This window comes from Sporosarcina sp. G11-34 (assembly GCF_026931025.1).
Genome location: NZ_JAHNZW010000013.1, coordinates 1 through 12950, shown reverse-complemented (window position 1 = coordinate 12950; position 12950 = coordinate 1). Strand labels below are relative to the sequence as shown.

Sequence of the window (12950 nt, the reverse complement as noted above, 5' to 3'; positions counted from 1 at the left end):
TCGCCTCCTACTAAATTATACTACGCAACCTACTAAACGTTTTCAAACAATCGTCACTTATTACCCTCGACAAATTTAATTGTACGCATTATAATAGAAGAGGAATATTGCTACAACGGCATTCATTTTTTCCATGTCGAAAGGAGTGTCTTCACAATGAACTTATTGATGGTTATTTTCGGGCTTATTGGTATTTTGGCAGCTGTCGGAACGGTTCAAGCTGTTAAAGAGCGAAATATTTTAAGTGTTTTGTTCAACGTTATAGCTTGTGTTGTTTTTGGCGGATTTACTATTGCAACAATTATATTCCAAGGTTACCCAGTAGCACTATAATAAAAAACCCCTTTGCGCATTTGCTGGCAAAGGGGTTTTTTATTATATTTAAAACGCTCACGCTTTTCTTTTTCATTCCCTAAATTGAATCCAATCTATTTCTTCTTTTGTTTTTAAGTCAATCAGTTTTTCGGAGGCATATCCCGTTAGGCACTTCTCCCCGTCCGGTGAGCATCGCAGTACGCTTGGAGTAATATCCTTCACTAAAACTTCCTGCTGCCCATCTACGATGCTTGTAAGGTGATAAGGACTTGTTAGGTCATCGAGTTCCCCACTTTCTTCAGGCGCCGGTAAAAAGATGCGATTCGGGCCGTCCCAAGTCACTTTTTGAAAAACCCATTCTGAGTAGTTGCTTACAGCAGGCATTTTCCACTCTGATGCTATAAGTCCATCCAAATCCATAATCGTGTAAATTGCATTATTTTCATCATCAATACGAACAACAAGTATAGATTCCTCATATGTATCGAAATAAACGACATTCGCTATGTCAGTTAGCTCAGAACTTCCCGTTTCCGTATTATAAACAACAAGGGTGCCACTATCTAGCTCATGCTCATCAAAGTAACCGGTAATAATTTTTTTAGTCCCATACCATTTTGGAAACGGCCCATCAATTTCCACAAGTGTAAATAATTCATCTTTTCCGTTATATAAAAATGTATCGAATGTCCAATCGCTATCGAATGCTGTAAACAAAATAAGCGATGGGTCCAGATTATTCCATTCAATCGCCAGTTCCGATGATTCAATTGAAATTTCATTATGTATGACACCGTCTATTGAAAGCACTTTAATCACCGCAGAATTAGGATTATCCGATGTGTGAAGTAAAATATACTCTTTCGAAGGATGGATTAGCACATCCGTAATAATAAATGGATCTTCGTATAATAGCTCTACTTCCCCTGTTTCAACATCAAACGTCTTTACTAAATATAAACCTAAATCTTTCTCAACAAATACAATTTTTGAATCGGATAGCCAATCCCCTACAAAATGAAACGTAGATTGGTCCGCTTCGTAAACTTTTCTTGCAATATCTACTTTTTCAACATCTTTTGTTTTTGTTTCTGTTTTCCCAATGATAGCCGGACTTTCATCTGCTTTCTGAACACATCCAACTAGTATCACTACTGCCAAACCTACGACGATAAATATTCTCCTCAACACACCTGCTCCTTTCTCTCCAAAAAATCCTAAAAAAAACTGCACGGAATAAGAACCCCGTGCAGTAGCTTACCTTTTACTGAGCTTTATTTTGTTCGAAAAGGGGTTGCCCCAAATCTTTCTCTTTAAATCTAAGAAGGTCACCAATGATTGTCATGTCCGAATAATTAAGCTCCGTTCCAATCCGCTCAACCATCGAATCACACCCGGCACTATCCGTTTCTTCACCCGTTTCCGTATCGTAACAAACATCTTTTACAAAGACATTTTTATCGGTTACAAATCGTCCATCACGGAAAATTGCAAGCGGCTCGTGTTCTGGTGAAAAAATATCTGCTCCGAGTTGTAAATCACCTTTTGTTTCAATTCCCATAAGGTGTAAAATTGTTGGACGAAGATCGACTTGACCAGAAACCTCGTCTACGACTTCTCCTTTTCCATATCCCGGAATGTGGATATACAATGGAACACGTTGTAGTTTCGCATTGTCATAAGGTGTAATTTCTTTATCCAAATACATTCCCATTGCTTTATTATGATTTTCTGAAATTCCGTAATGATCACCGTACATTACGATAATCGAGTTATCATATAAGCCACTTTCTTTTAGTTCATCAAAGAGGACTTTAATCGCTTCGTCCATATAACGAACTGCTTGGAAATACTTATTCAATGTCTTCGAGTTCGAATCATATGGTTCGATTAACATATCTTCCTCATCCAAATCGAATGGATAATGATTTGTTAACGTAATAAGACGTGAGTAGAATGGTTGCGGCATGTCTTTCATTAGTTCAACAGATTGCTGCACAAAAGGAATGTCTTTCATGCCCCAATTGACCGCTTCCCCTTCTTCAATCTTATAGCTTTCAACATCGTAAAACTGGTCTATTTTAAGCGCATTGTACATAATATCACGGTTCCAAAAACTTCGGCCATTCGCATGCATAACATTTGTGAAATAACCATTTTCACCTAGACGTTCCGATAGCGATTCGTACGTATTCCCACTATTCGTGAAAAATACAGCACCACCGTTAATTCCATACAAAGAGTTTTCTAAAATAAACTCCGAATCAGATGTTTTCCCAAGCCCTGTCTGGTGATAAAATTCAGGGAAGTAAAACGTATCGGGATCCGCGGATAATTGATTTAGAAAAGGAGTAATAACTTCTCCGTTCATTTCTTCATTAATCACAAATGACTGTAACGATTCTAAAGAAACCGCAATAATATTCCGACCTTTGGCGATGCCAAATTTCTCTGGATCAGGTTCCGCGTAATTGGCGTTAATGTAGTTACTCACTTCTACAAGTTCACTACCATCCGCTAACGCGCGTTGTGCATGTGATTTCGACTGTAAAATAACATCATAAATATGATAATTGTATGCCCCAATATTTTTAACAAGAAGCTCTCTATCAAAACTCCTTGTAAGTAGTTGTGGTCTTTCTGCTTCTGCAAGACTAAGATTCAACATCATAACTACTGCAGTCATAACAAAATACAGTTTACGTGTCATTTTCCCTTCATTTTTTACATGTTCAACAGGAGGGATGAATTTAATCGCTAGTATGATAATGATGACGTCCGCAAAGAAAAAGACATCCGTTCCGTGTAAATTCCCTGTAATTGATGAGGACAAATCACCAAAGTTACTCGTTTGAAATAATACTGGCAGAGTAATAAAGTCATTAAAAAATCGATAAAATACCGCGTTACTAAACATAACAATAGATGTAACTATACTGACGGAAATCAAGTAAGTATTCCGTCGCTTCGCACTTTTCATGAATAGCGCAATTCCATAAACAAACAAGAGGAAACTCAGAGGGTTTAAGAAAAGAATAAACTCCTGCATCTTATTATCAATTTTCATATTAAAGCTTGTTAAGTAGCCTACATACGTTGTAATCCATGTTGCGACTATCGCGATGATGAGTACGGAATGTCGTGGCCAATTTAATTTTTTCATTCCTTCTCTTCCTTTCAAAATTAGCTGTAGAAAAATACCAAATCTATTTTATTTCGTCACTATATAATAGACGGACGAACCCGTTAAAAGTTTCAATTTCATACAAGAATGAGTCCAAAGCACTCATAAGCATGACTATTTACGCACATTAGAAGATTCCTTCGACGACTCGCCACTTAAAATAAGCACTGCCCTTAAATAATCTTCCTTAAGTAACAAACCACTATCAAATAGATCCTTCACTTCCAAGCGCATTAATTCGATATCATCTTTTCTATTTCCCGTATACGTATATATGCCAAATCTCTTCAACAATTGAATTACCCCGATAAGGTCTTTCATAATTCGCTGCCTTCCCCGCAAATAATTCGTCTTTTTTCCGTGAAGATTTTTTCAACAGGAACATCATGATTCTCTGTCGGTACCGCAGATCCAACTTGACAATCAAATGCCATAGAGATCGTGTCCCCAGTATATTCGGTTAAGTACCGATCATAATAACCTCCACCAAACCCAATACGGAAGCCATCATTTGAATAAACAACGCCTGGTACAATTTGAATGTCGATCTTATTTTTTTTAATAGCTTTCGTTTCCGAAAGAATAGGTTCCAATAAATTCATATAAACTGTTTCTATATTATCAAATGAAGTGATTAGCCGAAAATCCATTGCCCGTGTCGCACGGATGCATTTTGGAACAGCCACATGTTTTCCCATCGCCCAAGCCGCCTCAATTAGCGGTAGTGTATTTACTTCTGGAAAACGCGAGATTGTAAGTCCAATTGTTTGTGCAGCTATGAACTCTTCCGACGCAATCACTTGATCTGTAATTTTCTTAGATAATGTTTCGTACTCTGACACGCTCATCTTATTCAATACTTCAAGCATACGATTCCTTATTAGCTTTTTATCCATATGAACCCTCCAGTTCGAAATAAAAAACCAAAACCGTGAATGGTTTTGGCCTGAGCGATTATTTCGTTTCACGATGCAAAGTTTGTTTCTTTTCACGCGAGCAATATTTGTTCATTTCAAGACGTTCTGGATTGTTACGTTTGTTTTTCTTAGAAATATAGTTGCGCTCACCGCATTCTGTGCAAGCAAGTATAATATTTGTGCGCATTGATGTCCCTCCCACTCAACAGTAGATAAAATTGTATATGAGCATGATTTATACGACTACTTAATTATAACACGCCGACTGGATTTATCCAGTAAAAAGAATGAAATAATCGAAATGCATGTAAAGATTTTAAATTACTTTTCAATTTCCAACGAAGGTTTAACGGTTTCGATAACAGTTGAGTTAGTCACTTCAGATGCCCTTTTCGCTTTTAATTCAAAGTATTTATCAACAACAGCATACGCAAGTTCGTTATGAGCAGGAGGATATTTACTTTGATTTGTCGATATATGAGGAATTATTATCGCATAGGCAATTTCAGGATTATCGTATGGCGCGAAACCAACATGCGATAAGTTGATTGTTTTATAAAACGTGCGGTCACCAGACCTATTTTCTAATGAAATACTAGCCTCAGCCGTTCCAGTTTTACCAGCTGCGGTATACGGTTTCCCATTAAATAGACCCCTTGCCGTACCATTTTTTCCGGTGTATGTGTAATTCATCCCACGCTTTACTTGGGCTATTTCTTGCTCAGTATTATTAATACGATTCAATACATTAATTTCACTTTCTTGAACGATAGGTCCAAAATTCGTTCCATCCGGAGACGGCTCCCGTATTTCTTTCAACACCCTAGGTGCCACTCGGTAACCGTCATTTGCAATGGTAGAAACGTATTGCGCAAGTTGAAGAGTCGAGTAAGTAGCATATTGACCAATTGAATAGTCCAAAATCAACCCATGCTTTTCAGGTAGTCCCGGTATATGTACAGCTTCTCCCGGCAAATCGATGCCTGTTTTTGACCCAAGACCGAATGATTCATAAGAATTACGCATTATTTCAAATGCATAATCTTTATCGAGTGAAAGTCTACCGCCTCTTCTATACGTTCCATTCCCGATTGCCAACGCGGTTTTGAACATATAAACGTTGGAAGATCGCCCAATTGCTTGAATATCATTCATAGGTATTCTTCTGAATGTTCGGTTGAATATAGAACTTTTCTTCATTCCTCCCGCAAATTGGAGCATTTCATCAACCTTAGTTCCTCCTACTTGAGCTGCCCCTTCTTGGTAGCCCGTTAGAAGTGTGGCCATCTTCACGGTCGATCCTGGTACATAAGAATCTGTAAACGTACCAAATGCATAATCTCTAACTTCTCTTTTGCCTGTTTCTTTATCGGTCACTAATTGTTTACCTACAAGTGACAACACTTCTCCGTTTTTAGGATTCATCACAACAACAAATGCCCTATCAAGCGCTTGTGTATTAGCCCCTGCTTTAGCTTGCAGTAATTTACTAGTAACAATAGCTTCAAGCTCACTATTTAACTCACTATCAATCGTTAGTATAAGATCTTTTCCAGGCTCGCCTTCTTTTACTGTTTTTGTTTCAACTACTTTTCCGCTTCGATCTTTAATATTTTTGACAACCGTTTTTTGTCCTTTCAACAAATCCTCATAATACTCTTCCAAGAAACTTCGTCCTACGCGGTCGTTCCTGGAATAATCCCTCCACAGAAAGTAGTTGACATCGGATTTAGGTATCCCTTCTGACGGTTTAGTTGTTGTCCCTAGAATTGTATTCGAAGATTTTCGTACACGTTCCCAGTCCGTTGTTGTATTCACACCAGGCAAGTCACTTAACTGTTCGGATACCATAGCATATTCTTCGTCCGTCACATCCCCACTTTTCACAATTTGTGGTGAATAGGCGTATCCAGACATCATTTCACGGTAAATCGCGAGTACTTCAAGTTCTTGTTCTGTAAATGAATTGAGTTCCTTTTCCGTAATTCGTTCGCGCGTCAACCTCGTAATTTCCCGTTGAATTTGTGCGCTTGTAAGCGATGAGTCTTCCCTAATTTTTTGTAGTTCTTTTTTCGAAATTTTATTTTCGGCAGCGTCTTTATTTTTCAATATCCAAAAGTCTCTTTTGTCTCCAAGCGTCACTCGTCTTGTATCTTGTTCGATTAAATCTGCTAGTTTTTCCGCCGTTTCTAACATTTCAGCTGATTTTGTTCCCGACATTTTCGTATATGTAATTGCATTTTTCGGTTCATTATCAACAAGGATATGTCCGTTTCTGTCGAAGATTCGCCCCCGTGGGACACTCGTATTTACAGGAATTTCCTCTGTTCTTTCGAGCGCTCGCACATAATCTTCCGTTTTCACAATTTGCAAGTACCCAAGACGCAGAATGAGCAAAGAAAAGAGGATGAATATTGAAAAGAAAAGAAAGTTCATACGGAATGCAATGCTTTTCCGTTGTTGTACTTTCGCATCATCTGCTTTTCTAACTTGTTTTTTCACGCTATCTCGCCTCCCCGTCTACCAATAATAAATTATACCACCCCAAATAGAAAAAGCACACATCTTGACGAACAAGATGTGTGCTTTGTTGCATTTTCTACTAATTATTTACCGTAACGCTTTGCAACTTCATCCCAGTTAACTACATTCCAGAATGCTGCAATGTAATCAGGACGACGGTTTTGATAGTTTAAGTAGTAAGCGTGCTCCCAAACGTCTAGACCCAATAAAGGTGTTTTACCTTCCATGATTGGAGAATCCTGGTTTGGTGTTGACGTAATTTCAAGATCGTCGCCGTTTAGTACGAGCCATGCCCAACCAGAACCAAAGCGTGTTGCACCTGCTTTTGCAAACTCTTCTTTAAATGCATCATAGCTACCGAATTTCTTGTCGATTGCTTCAGCAAGTGCTCCAGATGGGTTTCCGCCACCTTCAGCTGATAAAAGTTCCCAGAAAAGTGAGTGGTTTGCATGTCCCCCACCATTATTTCGAACAGCAGTACGGATAGATTCTGGGATCGCATCCATATTTGAGATTAGGTCTTCAATTGACTTGTTGGAAAGTTCTTCATGTCCTTCAAGTGCATTATTCAAGTTTGTAACGTACGCATTATGATGTTTCGTGTGATGAATATTCATCGTTTCTTTGTCGAAATGTGGTTCTAGTGCGTCATACGCATAAGGTAATTCTGGTAATTTGTAAGCCATTAGTCCATTCCTCCTAAAAAAATTCGTTTATATGCTACACGACTAACATTAGCAAAATTATGAAAAATCTTCAAACAAAATGGACTATTCTAGTGTCGAATAGTCCATTTCATTTTTATTTAATAAAGAAAAAGAACACAGTTATCATGACAACCATAATCGTTCCTTTTGTCACAACTGATGTTAAAAAGCCAATAAGCGACCCAATCCCCGTTTTCAACGATTGTTTAAACCCAGACCTAGTAACAATAAGCTCCCCAATAACCGCTCCAAGAAACGGACCAAGAAGGATACCGGCAACCGGGATGACAAATGGTCCAACAAGAAGACCGATTGTACTGCCCCACATACCCGCTTTCGAACCGCCAAATTTCTTGACGCCTAGCAAATTGGAAAGTGTATCTGCTGCAAACAATAAAATGATAAACAGAACTTGAATACTCCAAAACAACCAGCCTAACCCATCGAATGTAACGATGAAACCATAGGCGAGAAAACCGATAGCCATAAACGGGGCGGACGGAATAATCGGGTAAATAAGACCCGCAAAAGCAACGATGAAAAACAAGATTGCGACAATAACACCGATTATTTCCAACTTACTCCCCCTTAGTATGCAATTTTAATTACGTTTTCCAAGAATTGCTTCTGAAATATTGACTGCATGATCTCCGATTCGTTCAAGATTCGATACGATGTCAACGAAAACCATCCCTGCTTGTGCTGTACAACTGCCTTCATTCAATCGTAAAATATGATTTTTTCTAAACTTGCGTTCCATTTTGTCTATTAAATCTTCTTTTTGTGCAACTGTCCTTGCTAAATCCATATCATTCAAGTCAAGCGAGTCGACTGCTTTTTGAACCGTTTCAATCGTTAATGTAAACATTTCCGCTAGATCTTCCATTGCATCTTCCGTTAATTTTACTTTATTAACATCTCGGTAATCAATTAATTCGATAATATTTTCAAAGTGATCTCCGATTCGTTCGATATCACGAACCGTCTCCATAAGCATTACATGTCTTTCAGACTCCAACGGAGAAATACTAACAGATGAAATCTCTATAAGATAGTCCGTAATTTTACGATCTAAGTTATTAATGGCATCTTCTATTTGGTAACCCGTTTCAGCGTGCTTTTTATTGCCCGTTTTCAAATACTCGTAAGATTCGTTCATTCCTTGGATACTAAACGCACCCATTCGAATAATTTCTTCTTTCGCTTGTCCAATCGCCACCGAAGGCGATTGTTCGATGAAGTGACGATCTAAATGCTTCGGTTTATACTCAATCGTTACGTCTTCGCCCGGGATTACTTTTGTTACTAGATATGCCCATGCACCGATTAGTGGAAACTGAAGAATTGTGCTCGCAATGTTAAACGAACCATGTGCAAAAGCAATTTGCATTTTATTTTCAAGTGCTAGTACCGAAGAAATCCACTCGACATATGCAGTAAAAGGAATAAGAAGGATCAGGAATATAACTGTTCCAATAATATTAAACAAAACATGTGCAGCAGCAGTGCGCCTTGCAGCAACCGATGCTCCGATTGACGCTAGAACCGCAGTAATTGTCGTCCCAATATTATCTCCAAAAAGGATAGGTAATGCGGCCTTTAGGTCAACAAGATTTTCAGCGTATAACCCTTGCAGTATACCTACAGTAGCACTCGAACTTTGTACAATTAACGTAAATATCGTCCCGACAACTACGCCGAGAATAGGCTGGTCACTCATCGAAATCATTAAATCTGTAAATGTATCTAAGTCACGAAGTGGTTTCATTCCGTCACTCATTAATTCGAGACCAAGAAATAGCCCCCCGAAACCGAAAACAACTTCACCAAGGTTTTTAACAGAGCTTTTCTTAACGAAGAAAATTAAGAATGCGCCTACTGCCATAATTGGGAGTGCGTAGGCACCGACATCTAGACCAATGATAAATGCTGTTACCGTTGTTCCGATATTTGCACCCATAATTACTCCGATTGCTTGACGTAGCGTCATGAAGCCTGCACTTACGAGTCCAACTACAATAACCGTCGTCCCTGAACTCGATTGAATGAGGACTGTAACTACAATTCCGACAAGAACCCCCATAAATGGATTCGTCGTAAATTTGTCTAGAATATCCCGAAGTCTGTCCCCGGCGGCTTTTTGAAGTCCATCACCCATATATTTAATTGCAAATAAGAAGATTCCAAGTCCACCTAAAAACTGGAATAACATCTCCTGCCAGTTTATCTCCATTTTCGTAGTCAGCCCCAATCATACTTTTATGTTGCACCCTATTATCGCGATAGCTAATGGCTATTGTAAATAGGAAGAAATGAATCTTTACAATATCTTAACAATCCCTTAATAATCTTGTCGAAATCGCCATCAAACTGTCGAAATTGGTTAGATCGTGATAACCCCATAAAAATGGTAGACTGTTTATAGACTTAGGAGGTCATCTTTATATGAAATTTCATCAAATTTTCCGCGCCAGTCTTCATGAGCCAAGAAAACTGGCAGCATTTCGGCTATTGTCAATCGGCAAAGTATTTTCGTATGTCTTTGTTTTCGTGACATTTTTTACACTTATTTCATTTTTACGGTTTTCTGGCAATGATGTCACTTTATTTGCCGACTCACCCGAGTTAAAACAGCATGGTGAAACAATTGGCTGGCTCATTTATCCGATTGCATTTCTTATGCAATTAGTCATCAGTACATTTTATATTTTTATTCGAATTACATTATTTGCTTATGCCGGAACGATTATTTTAAAGGCTATGAAACGACGTGGAGAGTTTCTTCATATATGGAGAACTTCTGCAATCGCGTTAACAGTTCCACTCCTATTAACGATTGCTTTCGATTATTTCCCCATAATGAATACCTATAACTTAACAACGTTGATTACTTCTGCTGTTCATATAACGTATATTGTGCTCGCAGCTAAGTATTACCCTAAACAACCTCAATGAATAACCTCCCTTATCCACACATAGTGTGGCAGAAGGGGGAATTCCATGAGAATACTACTAATCGCAGCTGTATTATTTATTACTATTCACTTTATTCGCATCGACCTCGCGGAAGGTACAATCCCAATGGCTTCTTTTGCGAAAGAATCTGTGCAATGCGATGAAATTGAAACTTTGTCTATTCCGGTTACGTCTGTTGTGGGGGATACGATTGAATCATTATTCGCCCTCTACCCAGATCCGTCCGCCAGTTTCATCGATAGATTATCTGAATTTTATTCATTAAATCCTCACCTTCAGCTACAAGACATCGTTGGAGGCGAGAAAATTTTACTGCCATTATCGAGCACACAAGCGAAAAAATGCACAGAGTCCAGAAGATAAGGGTTGTCTCTTGTCTTTTTGCTTGTTTGATTGATAAAATAGGTAGCAGTGATTCATGGCTAAGGCCAACTAAGGAGAGAACATAATGACTGAAATTATAAAAAGAGCTAACACCCGTCCCGTCCGAGTCGGTAATTTGACTATCGGTGGGAGTGACGAATTATTCATCCAAAGTATGACAACTACAAAAACACATGACGTCGAAGCAACAGTTGCTGAAATTTTACGTCTTGAAGAAGCGGGTTGCCAAATCGTACGCGTTGCATGTCCAGACGAACGTGCCGCTTATTCAATTGGTGAAATAAAAAAACAAATTAACATTCCACTCGTTGTGGACATCCACTTCGACTATAAGCTTGCACTTATTGCAATCGAACAAGGTGCTGACAAAATCCGTATCAATCCAGGAAACATTGGAAGACAACGTAAAGTTGAAGAAGTTGTCAATGCGGCAAAAGCAAAAGGTATACCGATTCGAATCGGTGTCAACGCTGGATCGCTCGAGAAAAAGATTCTAGAAAAGTATGGTTACCCTACGGCCGATGGAATGGTTGAAAGCGCACTTCATCACATTAAAATTTTAGAAGACCTTGATTTCCACGATATCATCGTGTCACTAAAAGCATCTGATGTTAACCTCGCTGTTGAAGCGTATACGAAAGCTGCTGCTGCATTCGACTATCCCCTTCACTTGGGAATTACAGAGTCAGGAACATTGTTTGCGGGCTCTATTAAGAGTGCTGCGGGACTTGGCACACTTCTATCCGCCGGGATTGGAAACACGTTACGTGTATCGCTAAGTGCGGATCCAGTACAAGAGGTTAAAGTTGCTAGGGAACTACTAAAAGTATTTGGTCTTTCTTCAAATGCAGCTACATTGATTTCCTGCCCAACATGCGGAAGAATTGAAATTGACCTAATTACAATAGCTAACGAAGTAGAAGAATATATTTCTACTATTAAAGCACCGCTTAAAGTTGCAGTGCTCGGCTGTGCAGTAAATGGACCTGGTGAAGCACGTGAAGCCGATATTGGAATTGCAGGCGCACGCGGAGAAGGACTTTTGTTCATGAAAGGTAAAACGGTTCGAAAAGTACCTGAAGCTACGATGGTTGATGAGTTGAAGATGGAAATTGACAAACTTGCCGAAGAATACTTCGAAAAGAAAAGGCAAGAAGAACTACTCCTAGAAGCTGGTAAAATAGAATGAGGAAATTCCGTTTCGGAATTGATATTGACGGTACGGTAACTTGCCCGACGTCTCTTTTACCGCATATCAATGCACAGTTTGGATGCAATCTTGAACTGGAAGATATTACGGAATACGACTTAACGAAAGCATTTCCAATCGATAAAGATACATTTTACGAATGGTATAAAGTCGCTGAGTCACATATTTACGACACGTCCCCTGCACAAGCATTTGCACAGGAAATCTTGACGCAATGGAGTACTCGGTACGAGCTTTACTACATTTCTGCTCGCGGAAATAACGTCCACGAAGGAACTAGTAATTGGTTCACACGCGAAGCGATTCCATTCGATCACATTGAACTTATTGGAAGTCATCATAAGATTGAAACCGCAAAAAAGTTCGGGGTTCACGCATTTTTTGAAGACAAGCATGACAATGCGGTCGACATTCACGAAGAACTCGATATTCCCGTTATCTTATTCGACACACCGTACAACCGGAAACCCATTCCAGAAGGTGTCATTCGGGTCTATGACTGGAACGAAGCAAACCAGCAAATCAAGCAATTATTCGCTATTGAAAATGCCCTAACAAAATAAAAAAGACCGATGTACGACTCTTTTTGTAGTGCACCCCAAAAGTTAGAGTTAAAAACTAACTTTTGGGGTGTTTTATTATGGCTAAATATAGTGATGAATTTAAAGTAATGATTGTGCGTGAATATCTAGCGGGACTACTTGGATATAAACGGTTAGCTGAAAAATATAAAA

Annotated in this window: 14 protein-coding genes; 5 read left to right on the top strand and 9 right to left on the bottom strand. The window is 38.9% G+C overall.

All coding sequences use genetic code 11. The annotated features are described in order from the left end of the window. Positions 1-156: 156 nt before the first annotated feature. Entirely contained in the window at positions 157-333 is a 177-nt protein-coding gene (locus KSU66_RS16550) for a DUF2759 family protein (RefSeq protein WP_269052568.1), read from the top strand. Positions 334-405: 72 nt separating this feature from the next. Here the strand turns inward: KSU66_RS16550 and KSU66_RS16545 are convergent, their stop codons facing one another. From KSU66_RS16545 to KSU66_RS16505, 9 genes are all read right to left on the bottom strand, one after another. After that, on the bottom strand, positions 406-1503 hold the full coding sequence (locus KSU66_RS16545) for a hypothetical protein (protein WP_269052567.1): 1098 nt from the start codon (positions 1501-1503) through the stop codon (positions 406-408). A 76-nt stretch (positions 1504-1579) separates the two neighbouring features. Next, positions 1580-3478 carry an LTA synthase family protein gene (locus tag KSU66_RS16540; protein WP_269052566.1) on the bottom strand — a complete coding sequence of 633 codons (1899 nt, stop codon included), beginning with the start codon at positions 3476-3478 and terminating at the stop codon, positions 1580-1582. A gap of 135 nt (positions 3479-3613) precedes the next feature. Then, complete coding sequence (locus KSU66_RS16535; protein ID WP_269052565.1) at positions 3614-3793, bottom strand: YqgQ family protein; 180 nt, start codon at positions 3791-3793, stop codon at positions 3614-3616. Positions 3794-3816: 23 nt separating this feature from the next. Beyond that, the gene (locus KSU66_RS16530) at positions 3817-4395 is read right to left on the bottom strand and encodes a 5-formyltetrahydrofolate cyclo-ligase (protein ID WP_269052564.1); all 579 of its coding nucleotides are present in this window, start codon (positions 4393-4395) and stop codon (positions 3817-3819) included. 58 nt (positions 4396-4453) lie between these two features. Continuing rightward, entirely contained in the window at positions 4454-4603 is a 150-nt protein-coding gene (gene rpmG / locus KSU66_RS16525) for a 50S ribosomal protein L33 (protein WP_269052563.1), read from the bottom strand. Positions 4604-4737: 134 nt separating this feature from the next. Beyond that, complete coding sequence (locus KSU66_RS16520; protein ID WP_269052661.1) at positions 4738-6852, bottom strand: peptidoglycan D,D-transpeptidase FtsI family protein; 2115 nt, start codon at positions 6850-6852, stop codon at positions 4738-4740. Positions 6853-7022: 170 nt separating this feature from the next. Beyond that, positions 7023-7625, bottom strand: coding sequence for a superoxide dismutase (locus KSU66_RS16515; RefSeq protein WP_269052562.1), 603 nt, complete (start codon positions 7623-7625; stop codon positions 7023-7025). A gap of 115 nt (positions 7626-7740) precedes the next feature. Further along, a complete protein-coding gene (locus tag KSU66_RS16510) occupies positions 7741-8223 on the bottom strand; it encodes a DUF456 domain-containing protein (protein ID WP_269052561.1) in 483 nt (160 codons plus the stop codon). Positions 8224-8247: 24 nt separating this feature from the next. Beyond that, positions 8248-9879 carry a Na/Pi cotransporter family protein gene (locus KSU66_RS16505; RefSeq protein WP_269052560.1) on the bottom strand — a complete coding sequence of 544 codons (1632 nt, stop codon included), beginning with the start codon at positions 9877-9879 and terminating at the stop codon, positions 8248-8250. A gap of 212 nt (positions 9880-10091) precedes the next feature. Between KSU66_RS16505 and KSU66_RS16500 the strand changes: the two genes are divergently transcribed. From KSU66_RS16500 to KSU66_RS16485, 4 genes are all read left to right on the top strand, one after another. Next, positions 10092-10601, top strand: coding sequence for a DUF1189 family protein (locus KSU66_RS16500; protein ID WP_269052559.1), 510 nt, complete (start codon positions 10092-10094; stop codon positions 10599-10601). A 45-nt stretch (positions 10602-10646) separates the two neighbouring features. Further along, a complete protein-coding gene (locus tag KSU66_RS16495; RefSeq protein WP_269052558.1) occupies positions 10647-10985 on the top strand; it encodes a hypothetical protein in 339 nt (112 codons plus the stop codon). 85 nt (positions 10986-11070) lie between these two features. Further along, entirely contained in the window at positions 11071-12195 is a 1125-nt protein-coding gene (gene ispG / locus KSU66_RS16490) for a flavodoxin-dependent (E)-4-hydroxy-3-methylbut-2-enyl-diphosphate synthase (RefSeq protein WP_269052557.1), read from the top strand. Further along, positions 12192-12779 carry a 5' nucleotidase, NT5C type gene (locus tag KSU66_RS16485; protein WP_269052556.1) on the top strand — a complete coding sequence of 196 codons (588 nt, stop codon included), beginning with the start codon at positions 12192-12194 and terminating at the stop codon, positions 12777-12779. Before ispG ends, KSU66_RS16485 begins: the two co-directional genes overlap by 4 nt. Positions 12780-12950: the final 171 nt, after the last annotated feature.

Excerpts from the sequence above, each read along its gene's own strand:
- KSU66_RS16550 (WP_269052568.1), top strand. The coding sequence starts at position 157 with ATGAACTTATTGATGGTTATTTTCGGGCTTATTGGTATTTTGGCAGCT.
- KSU66_RS16540 (WP_269052566.1), bottom strand. The coding sequence starts at position 3,478 with ATGAAAAAATTAAATTGGCCACGACATTCCGTACTCATCATCGCGATA.
- KSU66_RS16530 (WP_269052564.1), bottom strand. The coding sequence starts at position 4,395 with ATGGATAAAAAGCTAATAAGGAATCGTATGCTTGAAGTATTGAATAAG.
- rpmG (WP_269052563.1), bottom strand. The coding sequence starts at position 4,603 with ATGCGCACAAATATTATACTTGCTTGCACAGAATGCGGTGAGCGCAAC.
- KSU66_RS16520 (WP_269052661.1), bottom strand. The coding sequence starts at position 6,852 with ATGAACTTTCTTTTCTTTTCAATATTCATCCTCTTTTCTTTGCTCATT.
- KSU66_RS16515 (WP_269052562.1), bottom strand. The coding sequence starts at position 7,625 with ATGGCTTACAAATTACCAGAATTACCTTATGCGTATGACGCACTAGAA.
- KSU66_RS16505 (WP_269052560.1), bottom strand. The coding sequence starts at position 9,879 with ATGGAGATAAACTGGCAGGAGATGTTATTCCAGTTTTTAGGTGGACTT.
- KSU66_RS16500 (WP_269052559.1), top strand. The coding sequence starts at position 10,092 with ATGAAATTTCATCAAATTTTCCGCGCCAGTCTTCATGAGCCAAGAAAA.
- KSU66_RS16495 (WP_269052558.1), top strand. The coding sequence starts at position 10,647 with ATGAGAATACTACTAATCGCAGCTGTATTATTTATTACTATTCACTTT.
- ispG (WP_269052557.1), top strand. The coding sequence starts at position 11,071 with ATGACTGAAATTATAAAAAGAGCTAACACCCGTCCCGTCCGAGTCGGT.
- KSU66_RS16485 (WP_269052556.1), top strand. The coding sequence starts at position 12,192 with ATGAGGAAATTCCGTTTCGGAATTGATATTGACGGTACGGTAACTTGC.